Source organism: Nonlabens sp., assembly GCF_018401815.1.
In the GTDB taxonomy this organism is placed as follows: Bacteria; Bacteroidota; Bacteroidia; order Flavobacteriales; family Flavobacteriaceae; genus Nonlabens.
In genome coordinates this window covers 148,658-171,529 of the sequence record NZ_JAGYKG010000003.1, presented here as the reverse complement: position 1 = coordinate 171,529, position 22,872 = coordinate 148,658, and the positions used below count along the sequence as shown (strand labels likewise).

General features: G+C 39.0%; 17 protein-coding genes. 8 read left to right on the top strand and 9 right to left on the bottom strand.

Features of this window, described 5'->3' with window-relative positions:
• Nucleotides 1–33 precede the first annotated feature (33 nt).
• Nucleotides 34–351: a hypothetical protein gene (locus tag KG732_RS07400; protein ID WP_292889128.1), complete on the bottom strand. Its 318-nt coding sequence runs from the start codon at nucleotides 349–351 to the stop codon at nucleotides 34–36.
• Nucleotides 352–909: 558 nt separating this feature from the next.
• Here KG732_RS07400 and KG732_RS07395 point away from each other — a divergent pair.
• The 8 genes from KG732_RS07395 to KG732_RS07360 all read left to right on the top strand — a co-directional run bounded on the left by KG732_RS07395 (nucleotide 910) and on the right by KG732_RS07360 (nucleotide 10,995).
• Nucleotides 910–1,536, top strand: a complete 627-nt coding sequence (locus tag KG732_RS07395; RefSeq protein ID WP_213522014.1) for a Crp/Fnr family transcriptional regulator — start codon at nucleotides 910–912, stop codon at nucleotides 1,534–1,536.
• A gap of 58 nt (nucleotides 1,537–1,594) precedes the next feature.
• A complete protein-coding gene (locus KG732_RS07390; protein ID WP_213522012.1) occupies nucleotides 1,595–2,395 on the top strand; it encodes a sulfite exporter TauE/SafE family protein in 801 nt (266 codons plus the stop codon).
• A 133-nt stretch (nucleotides 2,396–2,528) separates the two neighbouring features.
• Nucleotides 2,529–3,947, top strand: coding sequence for a rhodanese-like domain-containing protein (locus KG732_RS07385; protein ID WP_213522010.1), 1,419 nt, complete (start codon nucleotides 2,529–2,531; stop codon nucleotides 3,945–3,947).
• 672 nt (nucleotides 3,948–4,619) lie between these two features.
• Entirely contained in the window at nucleotides 4,620–5,930 is a 1,311-nt protein-coding gene (locus tag KG732_RS07380; RefSeq protein WP_213522008.1) for a TolC family protein, read from the top strand.
• Nucleotides 5,931–5,988: 58 nt separating this feature from the next.
• Nucleotides 5,989–7,065, top strand: a complete 1,077-nt coding sequence (locus KG732_RS07375) for an efflux RND transporter periplasmic adaptor subunit (protein ID WP_213522006.1) — start codon at nucleotides 5,989–5,991, stop codon at nucleotides 7,063–7,065.
• A 134-nt stretch (nucleotides 7,066–7,199) separates the two neighbouring features.
• Entirely contained in the window at nucleotides 7,200–10,394 is a 3,195-nt protein-coding gene (locus KG732_RS07370; protein ID WP_213522004.1) for an efflux RND transporter permease subunit, read from the top strand.
• Nucleotides 10,395–10,450: 56 nt separating this feature from the next.
• On the top strand, nucleotides 10,451–10,756 hold the full coding sequence (locus KG732_RS07365; protein ID WP_213522002.1) for a hypothetical protein: 306 nt from the start codon (nucleotides 10,451–10,453) through the stop codon (nucleotides 10,754–10,756).
• A 17-nt stretch (nucleotides 10,757–10,773) separates the two neighbouring features.
• Complete coding sequence (locus tag KG732_RS07360; RefSeq protein ID WP_213522000.1) at nucleotides 10,774–10,995, top strand: DUF2892 domain-containing protein; 222 nt, start codon at nucleotides 10,774–10,776, stop codon at nucleotides 10,993–10,995.
• A 96-nt stretch (nucleotides 10,996–11,091) separates the two neighbouring features.
• Here KG732_RS07360 and KG732_RS07355 read toward each other — a convergent pair whose 3' ends face one another.
• From KG732_RS07355 to KG732_RS07320, 8 genes are all read right to left on the bottom strand, one after another.
• Nucleotides 11,092–12,822, bottom strand: coding sequence for an efflux RND transporter periplasmic adaptor subunit (locus KG732_RS07355; protein ID WP_213521998.1), 1,731 nt, complete (start codon nucleotides 12,820–12,822; stop codon nucleotides 11,092–11,094).
• Between the two features lie 170 nt (nucleotides 12,823–12,992).
• Entirely contained in the window at nucleotides 12,993–13,691 is a 699-nt protein-coding gene (locus tag KG732_RS07350) for a PepSY domain-containing protein (protein ID WP_213521996.1), read from the bottom strand.
• 1 nt (nucleotide 13,692) lies between these two features.
• Nucleotides 13,693–14,280: a DUF2911 domain-containing protein gene (locus KG732_RS07345; RefSeq protein ID WP_213521994.1), complete on the bottom strand. Its 588-nt coding sequence runs from the start codon at nucleotides 14,278–14,280 to the stop codon at nucleotides 13,693–13,695.
• A 12-nt stretch (nucleotides 14,281–14,292) separates the two neighbouring features.
• Nucleotides 14,293–16,812, bottom strand: coding sequence for a heavy metal translocating P-type ATPase (locus KG732_RS07340; protein WP_213521992.1), 2,520 nt, complete (start codon nucleotides 16,810–16,812; stop codon nucleotides 14,293–14,295).
• A gap of 210 nt (nucleotides 16,813–17,022) precedes the next feature.
• Nucleotides 17,023–17,274, bottom strand: a complete 252-nt coding sequence (locus KG732_RS07335; protein ID WP_213521990.1) for a heavy metal-binding domain-containing protein — start codon at nucleotides 17,272–17,274, stop codon at nucleotides 17,023–17,025.
• Nucleotides 17,275–17,285: 11 nt separating this feature from the next.
• Nucleotides 17,286–18,518 carry a TolC family protein gene (locus tag KG732_RS07330; RefSeq protein WP_213522487.1) on the bottom strand — a complete coding sequence of 411 codons (1,233 nt, stop codon included), beginning with the start codon at nucleotides 18,516–18,518 and terminating at the stop codon, nucleotides 17,286–17,288.
• 109 nt (nucleotides 18,519–18,627) lie between these two features.
• On the bottom strand, nucleotides 18,628–18,981 hold the full coding sequence (locus KG732_RS07325; protein ID WP_213521988.1) for a four helix bundle protein: 354 nt from the start codon (nucleotides 18,979–18,981) through the stop codon (nucleotides 18,628–18,630).
• Nucleotides 18,982–19,056: 75 nt separating this feature from the next.
• Nucleotides 19,057–22,857, bottom strand: coding sequence for an efflux RND transporter permease subunit (locus KG732_RS07320; RefSeq protein WP_213521986.1), 3,801 nt, complete (start codon nucleotides 22,855–22,857; stop codon nucleotides 19,057–19,059).
• Nucleotides 22,858–22,872: the final 15 nt, after the last annotated feature.

The window sequence follows — 22,872 nt, the reverse complement described above, 5'->3', positions numbered from 1 at the left end:
GTGTTAGGGTTCTTAATAGTCATCCAAATTTGTTTATGAACGCCTCGGAGGCTGCAACAACCCTTCTAAGTGCAGGGATGAGGAAGGCTCTTGGTAATGAAAATAATGTTTGTTGAGTACCCGTAATTCTATACTTTTAATCTCTTCTTTAAAAGAATTTAAAATAAAACTGGAACTGGAAGAAAGGTGGGAATGATGCTGGAACGGCAATTGATCGTGGTCTTCTTTTTCTTCTTGATGGTCTATCGCATGGTCTGACTTTAACTCTCCATAATGCTTTGCAATAAAAACTACTATACCATCACCATATCGGTCGCTATGAAATTGTGCGTGTTCTATAAATTTATCCATCCGAGATATATCATTAACCTGAATCCCGAAGCTTTGCAACAGGATAATTAAAGAACTAAATAAAGAAAATAGCTTTATCACCAATCAAATATAGGGTATTTAAAATATTTTTATATGGATGGCTTGTCACTTTAAGTCCTTATTTCTCCTTTAAATTGGTCTAATCTAAAGGAACCTTAAAAGAATGAAAAAAGGAAACCGTCATTTATTGTGAAAATGCAGCAACACCAAACAGAGACCTTTCTAAATACCCACCCCTATGAAAACTCAAAGAGGTATGTGCTAGAAGAACGCTACCTTAAGTATACCCTCAATTGCCTTTAGAATTTAAACACTATACTGAAGCCGTAAATGTTTCTTAGAATTGAAGCATTGCATTTACAGTGACTGCTTTTGATTATGTTGCATCTTTTAGGGCAGAAAAATCCTTCTTTGACTATCTTTATAGCGATAGTAGTTGTACTTGAAGTTACTTTCCCTAATCATGAGAACTGTATTCAAATCCCTATGCAAACATCTCATGTTAAATAGAACAAGCAGAAAGCTAAAAAAAAACTAATGATACAAGAGCTTAAAGAATATTACGGTTCACAGTTTGAACTACCCCTTATAGAAGAAATTAATAAGGTCGCTACCTTTATGGAAGTTCCTGCCGGGCAAGACTTAATGAAGCCAGGTCAATATATCAAATCCATGCCTTTATTACTTTCGGGAAGTATAAAGATTATGCGACCCGATAAGGAAGGCAATGAACTATTACTTTATCATCTAGAACGAGGCAATACTTGCGCCATGACCATGACCTGTTGTGTAGGAAATACTAAAAGTGAAATACACGCAGTAACAGAGACTCCTGTAAAACTACTTATGATTCCTGTAGCTAAAATGGAAGAATGGTCGAGTAAGTATAAAACCTGGCGCAACTTTGTTTTTGCTAGCTACCATACGCGCATGATGGAACTCCTGGAGAGTTTGGATAATATAGCCTTCAATAATATGGATGAGCGCTTGGAAAACTACCTTAAGGACAAAATAAAAATATTAAACAGCAAGCATATATATACCACTCATAAAGATATCGCTGCCGACTTACACACAAGCCGTGTTGTAATTTCAAGATTACTTAAAAAAATGGAACATATAGGTAAAATAGCATTGCATCGCAGTTTTATTGAGGTCTTGTAACTTTTGTTACGAAGCATTCCTTTTTTAGAGATTACCTTTAAACCTATAAACTTCTTTGATGGAAAGTATAGAAATACTAGGATATATAGGAGCCCTTTTCATAGGACTTGTTCTAGGACTGATAGGTGGTGGAGGCTCCATACTTACGGTTCCTATTTTAGTGTATGCTCTGGCTTTTAATCCTGTTCTAGCAACCGCTTACTCTCTTTTTGTAGTGGGAGTGACATCATTAGTGGGCACTATTAAAAATATGATGAGAGGAATGATAGACTTTAAAACAGCTATTATTTTTGCCATTCCTGCATTTATAGCGGTATACCTCACCAGAGCTTATTTAATTCCTTCGATTCCTAAAGAACTTTTTGAGCTGGGCGACTTTCTGGTAACCAAAAACATTGCTATAATGCTCTTTTTTGCATTTATCATGCTGCTGGCATCTATATCGATGATACGCAACAAACGCGAGGAGCCTGAAGAAGAAAGCAGTATTACCTACAATTATCCACTCATCATTATAGAAGGTCTTGTAGTAGGAGTCATTACAGGAATTGTAGGTGCTGGCGGAGGTTTTTTAATCATTCCTGCCCTAGTATTACTCGCTAAATTACCAATGAAAAAAGCAGTAGCCACCTCCCTATTTATCATCGCTATTAAATCCCTAATAGGCTTTTTGGGTGACATAAAGAACTTAGAAATAGACTGGACCTTTTTACTTTCATTCACTTCAGTTTCTATTGTTGGAATCTTTGCAGGGATATGGCTCAATAAATTTATTGACGGTAAAAAGCTTAAGCAGGCTTTTGGGTGGTTTGTCCTTATCATGAGCTTCTATATTATTTATAAAGAGCTCATTACGTAACATTAGTTACCGATAAATAGGCTAATATGCACTACCTTTCTATCATTAAATTTGCTTTTTGTGTTGTGTTTCGCTTTCGCGAAAGTGAAAAAACACTCCAGCTTGAGATTGAGATTGATTAAAATAAAGAAAAATGAAAATAGAACAAATTTATACAGGTTGCTTGTCACAAGGTGCTTATTATATTGAAAGTAATGGAGAAGTGGCAATTATTGACCCACTTAGAGAGGTCACTCCGTATCTCGAAAGAGCAAAAAAGGATGCAGCAAAAATCAAATACATTTTCGAAACCCATTTCCATGCCGATTTCGTTAGTGGTCACGTGACCCTCTCCCAAAAGACTGGTGCTCCTATAGTTTTTGGCCCAAATGCAAACCCAACTTTTAAAGCGATTATTGCAAAGGATGAACAAGAGTTCTCACTAGGCAATGTGACGATCATAGCGCTTCATACGCCAGGACATACTATGGAAAGCACCACTTATTTATTGAGAGATGAGCAAGGTAACGACCGTGCTATCTTTAGTGGTGATACCTTGTTTTTAGGAGATGTGGGCCGACCAGATTTAGCTCAGAAAATGGGTGTGGTAACTAAAGAAGACTTGGCAGGATTTCTTTATGACAGCTTGCGCAATAAAATAATGCCTCTTTCAGATGATGTTATTGTATATCCTGCACACGGTGCTGGATCGGCTTGTGGTAAAAACATGATGAAGGAAACTGTAGACACCTTGGGCAATCAAAAACAAATGAATTATGCCTTAAGAGCAGACATGACCAAAGAAGAATTCATTGAAGAAGTCACACATGGATTGGTAGCTCCTCCACAATATTTCCCTCTCAACGTCCAAATGAATAAGGAGGGTTATGAAGACGTAGATCAAATACTCAAAAGAGGAACACAAGCTCTTTCACCCAAAGCTTTTGAAGCAGCCGCTAACGAAACTGGCGCTATTGTTTTAGACGTACGCTCTCAAGATGAGTTTGCACAAGGACATATTCCTAGATCTATTTTTATTGGCCTTGACGGCAGTTTTGCCCCTTGGGTAGGAACTCTTATTGCCGATGTAAAACAACCCTTACTCCTAGTTACTGCTCCAGGTCGTGAGAAGGAAACCCTTACACGACTTTCTCGAGTAGGCTTTGATCAAAGTATAGGCTATTTGGATGGTGGTTTTGAGTCCTGGAAAAATGCTGCGATGCAATACGATACGGTAGCTTCTATAACAGCTAGCCAATTTGAGAAAGAAGAAAAAGAAAGGCATTTGCCAGTATTTGACGTACGTAATGAGAGTGAATACTTTTCGGAACATGTGGTAAATGCAAAAAACACCCCTCTTGAGTTTCTCAATGACTATTTAACTTCTTTTCCTGAGGAAAGCTTTTTTGTGCATTGCGCTGGTGGATATAGAAGTATGATAGCAGCCTCTATCTTAAAGAGTCGAGGTATTCATAATTTGATCAATGTGAAAGGAGGTTTTTCTGCTATTAAAGAAACTCACATCCAGGTAACTAATTACATCTGTCCATCGAAACTTGAAACGGATAAATAATCTCATTTCCTTGACAACAGTGAAAATAACGACAAATTATGATGCGCATTTGTAGCTATCAGACTTAACTATTGTTGAGATACCTCATTTATAAAATTACTACACCTAATAGCTAACACACTTAAAAGAAGTCTTTTAAAGCAACCTGTTTAATGCTGCAAAAAAGGCACAGTTAGGGTAAAATAGTTGTTGCTTCCAAATTTTAAACTAAGCCTTTCTGAAATCGATTTTGACCCTTTAGTCATTAAAATTTTACCTTATTTCAAAAGCTTTCAAATCAAAAACATGTTGCCTATGTACTTTTTGAAAAATTAACCAAGGATAGTATAGACGCAAAAGCATTGAAAAACACCTTAGAAGAGTAAGCTTTCAAAGCCAGAAAATAGCTGCTCTTACCTCTGTAAAAGTTACAGTAGTGACATCTCTATTCTATTATGGGTTAAGCATTGATTGATAAAGCATCTCTTGGGCTCAACTTTTTACAAGATCTTCTCGCCAACTGCTACTCCTGATGCTACTGAAGTTAATCGGCTCATAAAACCTGTAAATAGGAGTGTTACACTTTTAATACATGTTACAAGATTAGCAGCTGACTATTTTATTCATCTTGTGTGACAAAGGTCACATAAAACTTTAATTAGGCAGGCTACTTTTGTCTATCAATTTATAAGAATGAAGAAAAATATAATTTTCATAATACTCAGTTTTGCAACTTTACTGCAAGTATTAGCGCAAGAAACAATACTTATTTCTAAAGAAGAAGTTGCTCTAAAGGTTATTGAAAACAACAACTCTATTAAAATTTCTCAACAGGAATTTATGGAGGCAAAAGCTAATTTCAATCAGACCAAGGCGGTGTTTTTACCCAATATAACTGCGAGTCATACAGGTATTATCACGACCAATCCACTGATGGCATTTGGATCTAAACTGAATCAAGGAATTTTAACCCAAAATGATTTTAATCCAGACTTGTTAAACAATCCAGACCGTGTTCAAAACTTTGCTACGGTAGTAGAGGTACAGCAACCATTGATCAACCTTGACGGATTGTATCAACGCAAAGCAGCTCGAGCATCTATGGAAGCCATGTCACTAAAAAGGCAACGCACCGAAGAATACTTCTCATTTGAAGTAGAGAAAGCATACATGCAATTGCAATTGGCTTACAAAGGAGTAGCTGTATTAGAAAAAGCAGAAAAAGCATCCAGAGCAACTTTAAAACTAGCTCAAGACAGATTTAAACAGGGTTATTTACAACGTGCTGATGTACTTAATATTGAGGTGCGAGTTACAGAAGTTCAAAATCAGCTACAAAACGCACAAAGCAATGTTCAAAACACCTCTAACTACCTGTCCTTTTTAATGAATGATGAAGGTTATGTGGTATATCAACCTAGTGATCGTCTTGCTGTGCAAACCATCACGGTTAAAGAACATGACTTTTCAGAAAACAGATCAGATATCAGAGCGATGCATCTGGCTACAACTGCTTACGAAGCTGCAAACAAAGCAGATCAAATGGCTTTTCTACCTCGATTGAATGCCTTTGGATCTTACGAATTATATGATGACAACCTTTTTCAAGCTAGTGCCAATGGTTATATAGTTGGAGCACAATTGAGTTGGGATCTTTTTAAAGGATCTCAACGCATAGGTCAAACCCAAAAAAGTAAAGCCACGCTAGAGAAATCAAAGCTTGAATATGAGCAGTATATATCACAAAGCAAACTCGAGCTCCAAAAAGCACTGCGCATGCTTACCGATGCAGGTAACAGATTAAAACTATCTGAACTCGCTTTAGAACAGTCTCAGGAATCATTGCGCATACGCACCAATAGATTTAAAGAAGGTCTTGAGAAAACTTCAGACTTATTGGGTGCCGAAACACAATTTGCCCAAAAACAGATGGAATACTATCAAACCATTTTTGAATTCAATTATGCGCAAGCCTACCTCGCCTTTTTAACTAAAACAACCTGATGACCATCAACAAGCCTATATGACCTCTAGATACTGCCTCACTATAAAACAAAAAAAAATGAAAAACATATATATCATAAGCAGCCTACTTATTGCTTTACTCGCCACAAGCTGTGATGACAAAAAAGCTTCAACCATAGAAAACTCTGCAGAAGCAATTCCTGTCACAGTGCAAGCTGTTACAGATAATACCAACAGTTATTTTCTAGCTGTAAGCGGTAAAGTACAAGCTGAAAACAGCGCCCAATTAAGCACACGTATGATGGGTTATGTCAATAGCGTTGCTGCAAATGTTGGTGATCAAGTGAATGAAGGTCAATTATTAATGTCCATCAACAACACCGATCTACAAGCCAAAAAAGCCCAAATTAATGCAGGTATTTCAGAAGCTACCGCCGCCTTTAACAATGCTCAAAAAGACTACAATCGCTTTAAAAACTTGTTTGCTGAAAATAGCGCATCACAAAAAGAATTGGATGACATGACAGCCCAGTTTAATATGGCAAAAGCACGATTAGAAAGTGCCAAGCAACTGAAAAATGAAATCAATGCACAACTTGCTTATACCAATATAACCGCACCTTTTAGCGGTGTGATTACCAGTAAAAATGTAAAAAAAGGCGATATGGCAAGTCCAGGGCAACCGCTTATTTCCATAGAAGCTCCGGGTGATTTTGAAGTCATGGCCCTAGTTCCAGAGAGCGAAATATCCCAAATCAAATCAGGTACTCAAGTAAACGTCATGATCAGCTCTATAGATGCAACACTTACTGGAAGCGTAAAAGAGGTGAGCACTTCTGCCCAGCAAACCGGCGGTCAGTACTTAGTGAAAATTGCCTTAGATAAAACAGAGGTACCCGTACTATCAGGAATGTTTGCTACAGTAAATTTCCCTTTAGAGAGAAAGGCTACCAACAACAGCATGTTCATCCCTAGATCGGCACTGGTTACCAATGGGCAGCTCTCTGGAGTTTACACGGTAAGCGAGAGCAATACAGCCCTGTTAAGATGGTTGCGATTGGGTAGAAATGTAGGTGATCAGGTAGAGGTGCTATCTGGCCTTAATGTGAATGAGAGCTTTATTCTCACTGCAAACGGCAAACTTTTCAACGGGGCGAAAGTGTCCATACAATAACTTAATACTGCGTGAAGCATAGCCGTCAACCTCTTTTTTAGTAATGTTCCGCTTTCGCGAAAAGTGCCAAAAAAAGATAGACAGCTCTCGATAGAAATCGGAATGCCTTTTAAAACGCTCAAAAAATATACCTAATGAAAGAAGGATTAGCCGGCAAAGTTGCCAAAGTCTTTATGAATTCCAAGCTGACAGTGCTTTTAATGATCGTATTTATGGTCGTAGGTGTGTACAGTTCGTTTTTAATACCCCGAGAAGAAGAACCACAAATAGACGTCCCAATGGCCGATATTTTTGTCGGATACCCTGGCGCCAACCCTACAGAGGTAGAATCTCGCGTAATCAAACCTTTGGAACAACTCATTTCCAACATCAAAGGAGTGGAATATGTCTATTCTACTTCTATGAAAGAACAAGGAATGGTGATTGTTCAATTTTATGTAGGAGAAGATATTGAACGTAGTTTTGTAAAGCTCTACAACGAAATCAACAAACATATGGATCAAATGCCAGAAGGTGTCACTATGCCACTGGTAAAAACACGTGCCATAGATGATGTTCCCATGTTAGGACTAAGCCTGTGGAGTGAAAACTATAACGGTTTTCAATTGGGACAAATGGCGCAAGAACTAAAAGCTGAAATTGAAAAAGTAAACGATGTTGCCATTACCCATAAAATAGGCGGCAGTGAACGTCAGTTGCGCGTAGTACTGGACAAGAATAAACTAGCTGCCAGCGGTCTGGATTTTATGTCGGTCTCTAAAATGATCAAGGCAAATAATGCCCAGTTGAACTCCGGTACTTTTGATCGAAATGATACCGAATTTACTGTCAACACAGGAAAATTCCTGACGAGTGCAACCGATGTGGAAAACCTGGTGGTCGGTGTACAACAAAATCAACCGATTTATTTAAAGCAAGTAGCTCAAATCATAGATGGCCCACAAGTACCTCAGAGTTATGTGAGTTTAGGTTTTGGTCAAGGAAGTGACAAAAAAACAGAGTACCTATCTGAATATCCTGCGGTGACTTTATCTGTTGCAAAACGCAAAGGTGCCGATGCTATGAAAATTGCAGATATTATTATAGATCGAGTAGCGCATTTACGCAAGACTTTGATACCTGACGATGTTCATGTAGAAATCACAAGGAATTATGGTGAAACAGCTTCTCAAAAAGTATCTGAACTGCTCCTGCACCTCATCGGGTCTATCTTTGCCGTTACATTTGTAGTCATGCTGGCTATGGGCTGGCGCGGTGGATTGGTAGTATTTTTATCAGTACCTGTCACCTTTGCATTGACCCTATTAAGCTATTATGCGCTGGACTATACTTTGAACAGAATCACGCTTTTTGCATTAGTTTTTGTGACAGGTATCGTGGTGGACGACTCCATTATTATTGCAGAGAACATGCACCGGCATTTTAAAATGAAACGTCTACCCTTTAAGGATGCCGCACTATACGCCATTAACGAAGTTGGAAACCCTACCATACTTGCGACATTTACGGTGATCGCATCGGTATTACCTATGGCATTTGTTTCTGGACTGATGGGACCATATATGGCTCCAATGCCTATAGGAGCTTCTATTGCTATGATATTATCGCTCTTTGTAGCCCTGACCATTACCCCGTACTTAGGATATATTTTCTTAAGAGAAAAAGAGAAAAAAGGAGCTGTTAAAAAAGCAGAAAAACCACTAGAAGAAACTTTGATTTACAGATGGTATGATAAGTTTCAACGTCCCTTGATGGAAAGTCGCTCCAAACGCTGGTTGTTCTTAGGGGGTACCTTCGTGATTCTACTAGCTACTATGGGCTTGTTTTTTACCAATTCTGTCGCTGTAAAAATGCTTCCATTTGATAACAAAAACGAATTTCAAGTAATCATTGATATGCCCGAAGGAACTACTTTGGAGCGCACTGCTGTGGTTACTCAAGAAATTGCTCAATACTTGTCCTCAAGACCTGAAGTAGTGAACTACCAAAACTATATAGGTACCTCTGCACCTATTACTTTTAATGGATTGGTACGTCACTATGATTTACGTGGCGGTAGTAATATGGCAGACATTCAAGTCAACCTTATTGATAAAGGGGAACGTGATGCACAAAGTCATGACATAGCAAGCCTATTAAGACCTGACATTAAAAAAATTGCAGCAAAATACAATGCCAATGTCAAACTAGTAGAAGTTCCACCAGGACCGCCTGTTTTATCTACTATTGTTGCTGAGGTCTATGGACCAAATTACGAGGGGCAAATAGCAGTAGCTAATGAGGTTAAAAATATCTTGAAAAACACAGATGATGTGGTGGATATAGACTGGATGGTTGAAGACGACCAAACAGAATATCAATTCACTATTAACAAAGAAAAAGCAATGTTATATGGAGTAGCTCCTCAACAAATTGCTCAAACCATGAATTTAGCTTTGTCTAACCGCCCTATCACATCGCTCTACGATGAAGATGCGGTGCAACAAATAGGAATTGTCTTGGCTCTGGAAGAAAAAGAAAAGTCCACCGTGCAAGATATTTCACAATTACGCGTCACATCAAATCAAGGGGATATGATACCTATTGCCGATTTGGTAGATATTTCAAAAACCATAAGTGCTAAAAGCATCTATCGTAAGAATCAAAAACGAGTAGTCTACGTCATGGCCGATATGGCTGGCGAACTAGAAAGTCCTGCCTATGCTATATTAGGAATGGAAGAAAAGTTAAAAGCCATTCCTATGCCAGAAGGCTATGCAATTAATGAAATGTACTTGGGACAACCGGACTTTGAAGATGATTACACCGTGAAGTGGGATGGTGAATGGCAAATTACATTAGAAGTATTTAGAGATTTAGGTATCGCCTTCTTGGGTGCTATCATTTTGATCTATATTTTAATTGTAGGATGGTTTCAAAATTTCAAAGCGCCTATAGTGATGATGGTAGCCATACCTTTATCCTTAATCGGTATTATTTTAGGCCACTGGTTAATGGGAGCTTTCTTTACCGCTACCTCATTTATTGGAATGATTGCTTTGGCAGGAATTATGGTCAGGAACTCGGTATTGCTGATCGACTTTATCAATTTACGAACTGACGAAGGCGTGCCTTTAAAACAAGCCGCTATTGAAGCTGGAGCGGTGCGTACAACACCTATTTTATTAACAGCTGGAACCGTGGTTATTGGGGCTTTTGTCATATTATTTGACCCTATTTTCCAAGGACTGGCCATCTCCTTAATGGGTGGAACTATTGTTTCTACAGTGCTCACCTTATTGGTAGTGCCACTGGTGTATTACATGATAGAAAAGAAAAATTATAAATAACAATTGGCAACCTCGAGTTTTTCAGCTGGGCTGGAACTATCAAATCAGATAAAACGATGAAATTAATCATAGTCACAACAGCAGAGGAGTTTAAAAGTGATGTATTGAAACTCTTTAAAAATGCACAAATAGAAAACCTGAGCACTTCTCCTATTGGAGGTTATAAAAATAAAGCGAATTTATTAAGTGCCTCTAATTGGTTTTCTGGTTTAGATTCTGGAACAAAGTCCTGTATGTTTTTCTCTTTTACAGATGATGAGCATATTGATATTTTGTTTCGGTTGGTAGAAGAATTTAATTCCACATTAGAAACGAACAATCCCGTTAAGGCAGTGGTGGTTCCCATAGAAAGATTTATATAAATAATAAAACAAAAATTATGTTAAACAAATATTTTAGAGTGATCGTAGGTACTATGGTTTTATTGAGCGTTGTACTAACGGTTTATGTCAACCCAAATTGGATGTGGTTTACGGTTTTTATAGGAGTAAATTTGATACAATCTGCTTTTACCAAGTGGTGCTTATTAGAAACCATCTTGATGAAATTGGGTGTGAAAAAAGAAGCGGCTAGCTGTGCTGTTCCATCTTCTAAGGAATAGGCACTAAAGGTAAATAAGCAAAAAACCACGCTGTTTTTATAGCGTGGTTTCTTTTATTGGATTCCTTTTATAGGGTTCTAAGCTTTTGCTATGTGGCTAATTGATTTTTTCAATCACACTGCCACAGGTCAACATCGCATCTCCGTAATACGGATTTTTTATATCTTTTTCGGTACTCAACCACACAGCACCTTTGTTGTTGTTGGCCATAGGGCATTTCTGCACATAAATAGGTGTTGCTCCTTCTACATTCATCGCTATAGGAACCATATTTTCATTAAGTGTCACGTAATGATCGCGTTGATTTTCCAACTTATCATTTTGAGCAATGGCGTCGAGGATTTCTATACTTTTCTTAATATGAGATTGCTCCATTTGTCCTAAACTTCCTCTAGGTATAGTCTTTAAATATTTGGATGTCGCTTTCGCGAAAGCGGAAACCTGCTCAGAATCACTTTTTACAAAAGCATCTTTCATTTGCAAATAAGATTGTAAAACCTCGTTAAAATCCTTCTGAAAGCTCTCAGAGAATTTCATTTTCATTTCAGACAAGGGCATCTCAGAAACCTCTTGCTTCCCTTGGTTCATCATGGAGTTTTTACCTTGTAATTGAGCAGCTGCGTCCACTGTGAACGTACCGTTGGTAACAATCTCATCACCCTTTTGAAGACCAGCAGTAATGGTATAATTTTCACCACTACGATTACCAATGCTCACTTCACGCATTTCAAAAACAGGTTCGTTAGGATTTGTTTTAATGTAAACTACCGAGCGTTCTCCCGTCCACATCACAGCACTTGCAGGAACTCTAAGTGATTCTTCGTTTTTATTTATTTCCCCTTTCAATTTACCAGTAACAAACATTCCTGGCTTAAAAATACCCTCTGTATTTTGAAGTGTTGCTCTTAGGCTAATCGTGCGAGTAGCATTGTTAAGCACAGGATCTATAAAAGATACGCTGGCATCAAATTCCTTATTAGCATATGCGTTAGTGGTTACTTTTAGTTGTTGCCCTACTTTAAGACTAGCTAGTTGACTTTCATAAGCGTCAAATTCTGCCCAAACCGAATTCAGGTTATTTAGTTTTAAAATAGGTTGTCCTTGCTTTAAATAATCACCTTCGGCTGCCATGACTTGCACTACTGTTCCTGAAACCGTTGCGTAAACTGGGAAGTTATCCCTTACCTTCCCTGAAGACTCTACAGCGTTAATTTGACTTTCCGATAGTTTCCAATTCTTTAATTTGGTTTTTACCGCTTGATACAATCCTGGTTGAGATTCTTTTAAAGAAGCTGCTGTAATTAATTCTTGTTGAGCTGCTACCAGTTGAGGTGCATATATCGTGGCTAATAATTGTCCCCGACTTACTTGCTGGCCTTCGTAACTTATATTCAGTTGTTCCAAACGACCATCAAAATAACTGGACTGAACAGCATTATTTTCTTCGTTAGCAGCAATCTTCCCAGATAGCGACATCATTCCCTCATCATCAGAAGCCACACTGCTACCTACCTTAATGGTTTGAATATTAGCGAGTGCCATGGCATTTTTGGTCATTTTGATTTCATTTGCCGCAAGACCTTCGGCACTTGATTGTACTGGAATAAGCTCCATACCGCAAATAGGACAATCCCCAGGCGCTGAAGTCATAATTTGTGGATGCATGGAGCAGGTCCACATTTGTTCAGCTGTTTCACTAGAATGATCGTGAGTGTCAGAACCCGCTGTACTGGAATTACTCTCAGCATTATGGTTTCCAAATAAGAGCCACCCGGCCAACAAGCCTGTGACTACTGCAATTCCTATATATAAAATATTCTTTTTCATAATTTTTAATTTTCATTGGTCAGCACAAACCTGCGCCAGGGATTGAGGCGGCATCCTTTTTTGTGGCTTTTTAGCCATTAAAAAGATAGAGCCGAAAGCGCGCTCGGGCGCCATAATACTATTGTTTATCATGATCAGGTCCTTTATTCATTTCTTTAATTACTACCACCCTACTTTTTTAATTTTATAATCGTTGGCGAACTGGTGAACCAAAGTAAAAAGCCACTTAACACGGTAATCAATCCCAATAGAGAAAATATTCTAAGGACAAGAGTGTTAAAATCATCACGTCCTTGATAGTCCATGGTATGTGTCATCCATAAAAAATCAAACCAACGCCAATCCCGATGACGAACAGTTTGAAAAGCTCCGTTCTCTATAGCTACGTAAGCTTTGAGGTTTTGATCGGTCTTATAGGAGATCTCATAAGCTGGCAAAGGCCTGCCACGGTATTCATGATGATCATCTACGCTTTCAATACGTTGTATGTGATCCAACTCTAAGTCTGAGAGCATGTAGCGCGCTGCTACTTTGATGGCCTCATCTGCGGTTAGTTCATTTTTCTTTGCCCCTGTACGGGCATTATAAAGTACTGCTTCATTAATCCAGTAATAAGGTGAATTTGCGATATCTAGCAATTCCAAAGATCGAATAGGCTCTTGGATCTTCAACTCAGAGCTTCCCAACAAATTCGAGAATGCAGTTTGATTTGGCACTTCCTTTTTGAATTGGTCGCCATGTATCTCATCAATATCTGTCCAGCTAAAATACATACCACTAATGGTCCACATTAAAAACTGAATTCCTAAAAAGATACCTAAATACCGATGTGCTTTTCTAATCTTAAGCGCTGTTTTTCTCTTTACCATTTTAGTTTACTTCAAAGGGAAATTCGATAAGGATCTTTTCCCAACTCAACGTTATTCTACCTGAGCTATCGCTGGTCTTTATCACTTTGTATTCTAAATGTTCCTGAATATCTTCATTGGTTTGAGGAGTGATCTTCAATCGCACTACATCATCTTTTTTATCGTATTCATCCTTGCCGTGTTGGTCCCAGTTGCTATTGAAAATAACCGTCCATTCTTTCTCATTAGGAATTACAAAAAATCCGTATTTCCCTGCTTTCAGTTTCTTGCCGGCTATGCTTAGATCCTTATTGGTTTCCATCCAAGTTGCCTGATGCGCGCCTGCCTGCCATACCACATTATAAGGAAGTAAGCCTCCAAAAACAATACGATCGCGAACTCCAGGTGATGAATAGTCAAAATGGATGTGTGCATCACCTATCATAGCCATCGCGCTGGTATGCGGACTCAATGGTTTTTTCTTGACAGGCTCTGCTTGGGGTGTTTCTTGCTGCGTTATTTGGTTATCTGGTACAACATCAACCTCCTGTGAGGTTTCTTTGCAAGCACTCATTAGTACGAGGCCTAGAAAAATAATAGTGTATTTCATTATACGTATAGATTAATTGATTGATATTGATTTGAGTCTTAAGGCATTTGCAATAACTGAAACAGAGCTAAAACTCATCGCTACCGCTGCAATCATAGGCGATAATAATATTCCGAAAAAAGGAAATAATACTCCAGCGGCAACAGGCACTCCTAAGGTGTTATAAATCAGTGCGAAAAATAGGTTTTGCTTGATATTCTTCATCACTGCATGGCTTAATTTTTTTGCTTTAAGAATTCCTTGTAAATCGCCTTTTACTAAGGTAATCATAGCGCTTTCGATGGCAACATCAGTACCGGTCCCCATCGCAATACCTACGTCACTTTTTGCAAGTGCCGGTGCATCGTTGATACCGTCACCTGCCATGGCAACCACTTTACCTTGTTCTTGTAATTTGGTAACCTCTTGCAGCTTGTCCTCTGGTAACATACCTGCTTTAAAATCGGCTAGGTGGAGTTCGCTGGCGACCGCTTGTGCGGTGTCGTGGTTGTCACCAGTGAGCATGATCACGGCAATACCTTTTTCTTGCAGCTCTTTGATGGCCTTAGCGCTGGTTGCTTTTATTTGATCACCTATGACCACATATCCAGACACTTCACCATCTATAGCCAAGTAAGAAACGGTCTTCCCTTGTTTCTGAAAGGACTGTACTTCAGTTTCCATTTCAGATGCTATGGAAGCTTTTGCGTATTCCATCATTTTGGTGTTTCCTAAAGCCAGCTTTTTACCCTCAACGCTTCCTTCCACTCCTTTACCAGTAACGGCACTAAAGTTTTCGGTTATTGAGAGTTCGACTTTCTGCTCCTTAGCATATTTCACCGTAGCTTCAGCAAGTGGATGCTCGCTGGAACTGTTGAGGGATGCTATAAGCTGGGTTATTTGGTCCCTATAGCGATCAGGGCGGTCTCCGAAGACCCCTATTTTTTCCACTGTGGGTTTCCCTTCCGTAATGGTTCCTGTTTTATCAATGATCAAGGTATCTACCTTATCCATTTTCTCAAGAGCCTCTGCATTTTTAATCAACACTCCATTTTGTGCCCCTTTACCTACTCCTACCATAACGGACATGGGGGTTGCTAGTCCTAGCGCACAAGGACAGGCGATAATCAACACTGCAATAGCGTTGACTAAGGCATATACATAGGCTGGCTCTGGACCCCAAATCGCCCAAATAACAAAAGTAATCAGTGAAATTACTACCACTACAGGAACAAAGTATCCAGAAACAGTATCGGCTAATTTTTGAATAGGTGCACGACTGCGACTGGCATCGTTGACCATTTTTACGATTTGAGAAAGTAAAGTGTCACTTCCTACTTTTTCGGCTTTCATCAAAAAGGATTGATTGCCGTTAATGGTACCACTACTAACTTTGTCGTCTTTAGCTTTGTCCACAGGAATAGGTTCTCCAGAGATCATGGATTCATCCACCGTAGTTTTTCCTTCGGTAATCACACCGTCCACAGGGATTTTATCGCCTGGCTTCACCCGTAGCATATCCCCTTTTTGAATTTGGTCAATGGATACTTCTTCTTCATTTCCATCTACAACACGCATTGCTTTATTGGGTGCGAGCTTCAGTAATTCCTTGACTGCCGAGTTGGTTTTGCTATGTGCACGCGCTTCCAATACCTGACCCATCAATACTAAGGTTAGAATCACGGTAGCGGCTTCAAAATAAACGTGCACTGCTCCGGAGTCTGTTTTAAATTGTGCTGGAAAGAAGTCTGGAAACAACATCCCAAAAACACTGAACAGCCACGCCACACTAGCACCTATACCGATAAGGGTAAACATATTGAGGTTCCAGGTTTTTATACTTCTGAAAGCGCGTTCCAAGAACATCCAAGTTGCATAAAACACAACAGGAATGGAGAGGCCAAATTGGATCCAGTTCCAGCCTTTTTGTTCCATTATATCATACAATGGATTGTTAGGAATCATCTCGCTCATAGCGATAAAGAAAATGGGTAGCGTAAAAGCGAGTGCGATCCAGAATTTCTTTAATAACTTTTGATAGGTCTTCTCTTCTGCAGAACTGTCTGCTTGCATTGGGACTAAGTCCATACCGCAAATAGGACAAGCTCCTGGTTCGTCTTTCAGCACTTCTGGATGCATAGGACAAGTCCATTGTTCACTAGTAGTGACCGATAAATTTTGTTCTTCTACAAGATCCATCCCACAGACCGGACAGTCGCCTGGCTTGTTATAGGTTTTGTCATCCTCGCAGTGCATGGGACAATAGAACGTTCCTGTTCCTTTGGAGCGCTTGGAAGCTGGAGCTTGAATGTCAGAAGAAGCAGATTTTTTATATTCAGAAGCAGACGAATGAATACTGTAGCTGCCACCATCGTTTTTCAAGGCTTCTTGAAAGGTCGCTATAGGAATATGTGATTCCATTTCTATTATAGCCTCCTCTTTTTCCAAGTTGACAGATGCATTGCTCACACCATCCACTTCAGAAAGTGTTTTTTCAACGTGACTACGGCAACCATTGCAGGTCATTCCGTGTATGTGATAGGTGTGTTTCATTGGAGCATTCTTTTGTTCTTAAGATACTAAATTATGCTGTGTAAACAGCATGTTTTGTCCCAGTTAAGGTTGATGTTAACCCAATTTGGTTAAAGGCATGCTGTTCTAATTTCAATGTTTCAGTAAGTAGTCCTAGACATCCTTGTAAGGGAGTTGAATTACTTTACCAGAGGAACACTATTATTAAAATTAAGTTTACAGGCGGCTATTTTATTCGTGGGTATGACCGTTTGCGGTATGTTCTTCATTTTTTATGAGTGTCATGCCACAAGAATCACAAGTACCCTCTTTATCACTACCGCTGTCTTTACAATGCATAGGACATACGTAAGCAGAAGTGTATTCATCTCCTTGATCTACTTCGGTTGTTGGTTTTGTCTCTGCCTCGTTTTCTTTACAAGACACCATTGAAATAGTTGCCATGATGAGCATTGCTCCTAAGATTGATTTTAAATTTTTCATTGTTTTTTGATTTATGGATTTACTAAATAATTAACTACTGCACTCTGTCGGTAGTATATGCTTATTGCTTTTATTTGATTGATCTGGAATTTCAATTGCAACTCTTGTATATCAAGAAGATCATTAAAATCTATGGTTCCAGTCTCGTAATTTTTGATAAGAATTTCTTCGGCATTTTGGGCCTGTTTTAAGTTTTTATGTTGGGTATTAAATTTAATTCGGGCTTGATTGCGTTGTGATATCGCTTTCGCGAAAGCGGATTCTAACACATTCAATCGATTGTCTTTTTGAGCTGCGATTTCTAACTGACGTAGTTCGTTCTGTTTGCTTTTGGAATCGTATTGTTTACTAAAAATAGGAATGGAAACCGATAGCATAGGCATAAATATATCCTTACCGTTATCGCTAAAATTCATATCAGCACGCTCAGAAACAGGCACATAATCCACTCCAATGCCTATCATAGGATTTCGTTCTGCTTGATTCAACAACTCTGATTGAGTAATGGATTCATAGAGCTTATCGTACTTGAGTAATTCAGGGTGAAGACTTAATACATCTTGCGCATAAGCTATATCTTCTTCAGGTAACAAGAACTCTTCAACTACTGTTACCCCTTTGTTTCCGTCTTGATTCAATAGTTTATTAAAGGAGGTTTGTTCTCCTAAATAGACTTGTTCTAAAACATCCTTTTGCTGTTGCAGCTCGTTCTGTCTGATCTGTAATCGCAACACATCTACTGCTGTTGCTTTACCTACCTCAATAGAAGTAAGTGCTAGACGTTGGTAGGTTTTTAAGAGTTGGATATTTTTATCGAGAACCCTTTGTTCTGCTCTGATTTCATATAGGCTGTAATAGGACTGAGAAACAGCTAGCGCCAATTTGCGTTTTGCAATGGCTACTTCAACAAATTCTGCATCTGCCATGGAGCTTGCATAATTTTCTCTCGCGGTAATAGTACCAAACCAAGGCAACATTTGTCTTGCTGAAAATCTAGCCCGTTGAGCTCCTGTTCTGGTTTCTGGTTCGCTTACAAAATAGCCTGCGCTTAATTCTGTATTGGGAATCCAGTCCACTTCATTTACTTTTTCTTCAGCGATGTTGTAGCGGAGGTTGTAAGCCTGGATTTCTGGATTGTTTTGTTGAGCTGTATTGATGTATTGTTCTAAGACTTGCGCTGTAGCTGAGTGAAAAGCGAAAAGTGAAAAGTGAAAAATGATGGCGATATGTAGCAATGATTTCATGCTCTTTTCTTGAAACACATTGAAATTGCTCAACCGTTTAGAGAAAGTCAAGTCGGCGATTAGCGTTCTTATTAATCGGGTATAATTATGTAATCTAGGTTTTTTCATCTTAAAGTTTTGATTTAGCTGTTTTAACGCTGCTAACAAGCATTGCCACTAATTCTTTACATTTTCCTTTTAATTCTTGATGTTGAGGTGAAACGAGATAGCCTGTATCCTTCAATAAATCCAGCCAGTACAATGTTTCATTTGCTTCTTTCAAAGCGATGCTCATTTTATTGATGAAGTCTTTCGCACTTTGTGCAAATTCTGCCTCTCTAATTAACGCACCTATTGCTGTACCGCTGCGAAGCAATTGTTTACTAAGCACAAATTCTTTCTTTTCAGAAACTAAAAATTGAGAAAGCTTCACCACCTCAATGGCAAAGGCATAACTTTTTGTTTTTAAAATACTCTCTCCCATTATTCTTACTTTTCACTTTTAGTTTTTCACTTCTCACTTTCCACTTTTCACTTTTAGTTTTTCACTTTAAACTTTTCACTTTAATTCTTTAGTCTTGATTATTGATTCCTCAATTTTAGGGAGTTTCCGCGAAAGAAAAAATTCTTCTCTCCAACTGTAAAGAACAGGCACCAAGAAATAGGAAGTTATATCGATCACCATTCCTCCTAAAATCGGGATCGCCATAGGGATCATGATGTCACTTCCTTTTCCAGTCGAAGTCAGTACAGGAAGTAAGGCAAGGATGGTAGTTACTGTAGTCATCAAACAAGGACGAATACGTTGCTGAGCAGCTTCTAATGCAGCGTGACGTATGCCTTTTATATCCGCTGGTTTTTCACGGTCAAAGGTTTGCTTGAGGTAGGTGGCCATAACCACACCGTCATCAGTAGCTATACCAAACAAGGCTATAAAACCAACCCAAACTGCCACACTTAAATTGATGGTTTTCATGTTAAATAGGTCGCGCATGTTCTCGCCAAAAAAACTGAAATTAAAAAACCAATCTTGACCATAGAGCCATATCATTATAAAACCACCGGCAAAAGCAACGGTGATTCCTGTAAATACCATAAGCGAAGTACCTACAGATCTGAACTGGAAATAAAGTATGAGAAAAATAATGATCAGTGCAAGTGGAACCACCACTGAAAGTGTCTTCTCTGCACGCAATTGATTTTCGTAAGTTCCTGTAAATTGGTAACTGATTCCTTTAGGGACGATCAAGTCTCCATCAGCTATTTTTTGTTGGATTAACGCTTGGGCATTTTCCACCACATCTACTTCGGCAAATCCATCGAGCTTATCAAAGAGCACATAACCTATCAAAAAAGTATCTTCACTTTTAATCACTTGTGGACCTTTTTCATAACGTATGTCTACCAGTTCTCCCAAAGGAACAGGGCTGCCTTTCTCTACTGGTACATAAATCTTTTTAAGATCGTCTGGATTGCTCCTTAATTCTCTTGGGTAACGCACGCGCACCCCATAACGTTCTCGACCTTCTACCGTTTGTGTCAATGGCATCCCACCAACAGCCACTTGTAAAATTTGCTGAACATCCATAACCGATATACCGTATCGCACTAATTGCTCGCGTTTGATATCGATTAATAAATAGGGCTTGCCTACAATACGGTCTGCAAAAACCGCTTGTTCTTTTACACCTTCGGCTTGTTTGATAAGGTCTTCTAATCGTAACCCAAAAGCTTCAATTTGTGCTACATCTTGGCCTTTTACTTTGATTCCCATAGGTGCTCGCATTCCTGTTTGCAGCATGACCAGTCGGGTTTCAATAGGTTGTAATTTAGGAGCAGAGGTCACCCCTGGCAACTTGGTCACCCTGACGATTTCATTCCATATATCATCTGGACTTTTAATTTCAGGTCGCCAGTTGCGATAGTATTCCCCATCTTCATCATGAACCAGATGCTTATCTTCAACATTAAATGGGTCTCTTAATTTTGACGCATCGTATTCCTTAATACCAGCCTCTATATCCGTATTAGGATTGATGACAAGAAGATCGTCTTTTGTTATAAAAAGTCCGTTTTCATTTACTTTATAACGCTGTCGTTCTCCATTTTCATTGCGCATGTATTCAGACTTGTACTGAATCATGTTTTCGTACATAGAAAGAGGAGCTGGATCCAGCGCACTCTCTGTTCGACCAGATTTACCTACTACAGTTTCTATCTCTGGAATGCTAGCTACTGCCATATCTAATTGCTGGAGTACGCGTTTGTTTTCTTCGGCACCGGCATGTGGTAAAGAAGTTGGCATTAAGAGGAAGGAGCCTTCATTAAGTGACGGCATGAATTCTTTTCCTGTGTTGTTCATGATCCATACACCAGAAACAAGTACTGCTGCAGGAATCACTAAAAACAAGAGCTTGTTTGCTAATGCCCATTCCAAAATCTGACCGTAATACCTTCTCAATACAGAAAATATTCCGAGAATTCCAAAGCAAATGATGGATACAAAAATTAGATTTATAAGAATGCTTCTATCAAAGCCTAGTGGTCTCCAATAGGTTGCCAGTAATACCACTATAGCGGCTGATGCGATAATGATGTTTATAAGATTGGCACGCTTTCGCGAAAGCGTATTCCTCAAAGTTAACAGTGCTGTACTACCAAAAGCAATTAAAATCAATCCCAACCAGTATCCGTAAATGATAGCCAAAACACCTACTGCAATCAGTGAACTATTCCACACATAATTGAAGGAGTTTTTAATGTTCTTCTTCTTAAATAAATACGCAGCTAATGGCGGTATGATAAACAAGGCAATGACTAAAGAGGCCGAAAGTGCCATGGTTTTTGTAAATGCTAGGGGTCTGAACAGTTTACCCTCGGCGCCTATCATTGTAAAGACGGGTACAAAACTGATGATGGTTGTCAGAACAGCTGTTAAAATAGCTCCTGAAACCTCAGCTGTTGCATTGTATATAATTTCATTTGTGGTGAATTCCTCTCCGCTTTCCCTAAAGCGTAACTTCTCATCATCCATATGCCGAATCATATTTTCGGCTAGAATGACGCCCACGTCGACCATAGTACCAATAGCGATGGCGATACCAGAAAGTGCGACAATATTAGCATCTACGTTGAATATTTTCATGGTCACAAAAACCATCAAAACAGCTACGGGCAATAGTCCAGAAATCAAAATAGAAGCTCTTAGGTTGAAGAGCATGATGATGATCACTAAAATGGTGATGAGGATTTCTAGTGTCAGTGCCTCACTTAGTGTGTCCAAGGTTTCTTCAATAAGCTCTGTACGGTCATAAAAAGGAACTACGGTGAGTTGTGAGGTGCTCCCGTCTGCCAATACTTTTGAAGGCAGTCCAGCTTTGAGTTCTTTAATTTTTGCTTTTACATTATTGATGACTTCCATAGGGTTTGCGCCATAACGAGCTACCACTACTCCTCCGACTACTTCAGCTCCTTCTTTGTCAAGGATACCACGCCTAGATTGGGGTCCTAAATGTACCTTTGCCACATCTTTAATGCGCAATGAGGTGAAGTTTTCTGAAGTAACGACGGCATTCTCTATGTCGGCTATTGACTTGATATACCCCAGACCGCGAACGACATATTCTGCTTGATTAATTTCTAAGGTTTGTGCCCCTATATCTTGATTGCTTTCCTTTACTGCTTTGACAATTTGGTTGAGACCTATCTTGTATTGACGCATTTTTTCAGGATCAACATCTACCTGATATTCCTGAACATACCCACCTATAGAAGCTACTTCTGAAACCCCACTGGCACCAGAAAGGGCATACTTTACATAGTAATCCTGAATGCTGCGCAGTTCTTGTAAATCCCATCCACCAGTTACATTCCCTTTTTTATCACGCCCTTCTAAAGTGTACCAATATATTTGACCTAAACCTGTCGCATCGGGTCCTAAGGTAGGATTGACATCATCTGGCAATAAATTAGCCGGCAGCGAATTCAACTTCTCTAAAATCCGACTGCGGGACCAATAGAACTCTACATCTTCTTCAAAAATGATGTAGATACTGGAAAAACCAAACATAGAAGAACTTCGAATTGTTTTGACTCCAGGAATACCTTGCAATGAAGTGGTTAAAGGATAGGTAATCTGGTCTTCAATATCTTGTGGAGATCTACCTTGCCATTTGGTAAAAACAATTTGCTGATTCTCTCCAATATCAGGAATCGCATCTACTGCCACAGGATCGGAAGGTAAAAAACCCGTATCCCAACCAAAGGGTGCGTTGACAATACCCCAACCTACCAATAGGGTGATCATTAAAACGGCAACGAGTTTATTCTCTATAAGGAATTTGATCGTTTTATTAAGCATATGCTATGATAATTA

What these genes read in the sequence shown, in the direction of transcription:
- KG732_RS07400 (WP_292889128.1), bottom strand. Translation starts at nt 351, where the DNA reads ATGGATAAATTTATAGAACACGCACAATTTCATAGCGACCGATATGGT.
- KG732_RS07395 (WP_213522014.1), top strand. Translation starts at nt 910, where the DNA reads ATGATACAAGAGCTTAAAGAATATTACGGTTCACAGTTTGAACTACCC.
- KG732_RS07390 (WP_213522012.1), top strand. Translation starts at nt 1,595, where the DNA reads ATGGAAAGTATAGAAATACTAGGATATATAGGAGCCCTTTTCATAGGA.
- KG732_RS07385 (WP_213522010.1), top strand. Translation starts at nt 2,529, where the DNA reads ATGAAAATAGAACAAATTTATACAGGTTGCTTGTCACAAGGTGCTTAT.
- KG732_RS07380 (WP_213522008.1), top strand. Translation starts at nt 4,620, where the DNA reads ATGAAGAAAAATATAATTTTCATAATACTCAGTTTTGCAACTTTACTG.
- KG732_RS07375 (WP_213522006.1), top strand. Translation starts at nt 5,989, where the DNA reads ATGAAAAACATATATATCATAAGCAGCCTACTTATTGCTTTACTCGCC.
- KG732_RS07370 (WP_213522004.1), top strand. Translation starts at nt 7,200, where the DNA reads ATGAAAGAAGGATTAGCCGGCAAAGTTGCCAAAGTCTTTATGAATTCC.
- KG732_RS07365 (WP_213522002.1), top strand. Translation starts at nt 10,451, where the DNA reads ATGAAATTAATCATAGTCACAACAGCAGAGGAGTTTAAAAGTGATGTA.
- KG732_RS07360 (WP_213522000.1), top strand. Translation starts at nt 10,774, where the DNA reads ATGTTAAACAAATATTTTAGAGTGATCGTAGGTACTATGGTTTTATTG.
- KG732_RS07355 (WP_213521998.1), bottom strand. Translation starts at nt 12,822, where the DNA reads ATGAAAAAGAATATTTTATATATAGGAATTGCAGTAGTCACAGGCTTG.
- KG732_RS07350 (WP_213521996.1), bottom strand. Translation starts at nt 13,691, where the DNA reads ATGGTAAAGAGAAAAACAGCGCTTAAGATTAGAAAAGCACATCGGTAT.
- KG732_RS07345 (WP_213521994.1), bottom strand. Translation starts at nt 14,280, where the DNA reads ATGAAATACACTATTATTTTTCTAGGCCTCGTACTAATGAGTGCTTGC.
- KG732_RS07340 (WP_213521992.1), bottom strand. Translation starts at nt 16,812, where the DNA reads ATGAAACACACCTATCACATACACGGAATGACCTGCAATGGTTGCCGT.
- KG732_RS07335 (WP_213521990.1), bottom strand. Translation starts at nt 17,274, where the DNA reads ATGAAAAATTTAAAATCAATCTTAGGAGCAATGCTCATCATGGCAACT.
- KG732_RS07330 (WP_213522487.1), bottom strand. Translation starts at nt 18,518, where the DNA reads ATGAAATCATTGCTACATATCGCCATCATTTTTCACTTTTCACTTTTC.
- KG732_RS07325 (WP_213521988.1), bottom strand. Translation starts at nt 18,981, where the DNA reads ATGGGAGAGAGTATTTTAAAAACAAAAAGTTATGCCTTTGCCATTGAG.
- KG732_RS07320 (WP_213521986.1), bottom strand. Translation starts at nt 22,857, where the DNA reads ATGCTTAATAAAACGATCAAATTCCTTATAGAGAATAAACTCGTTGCC.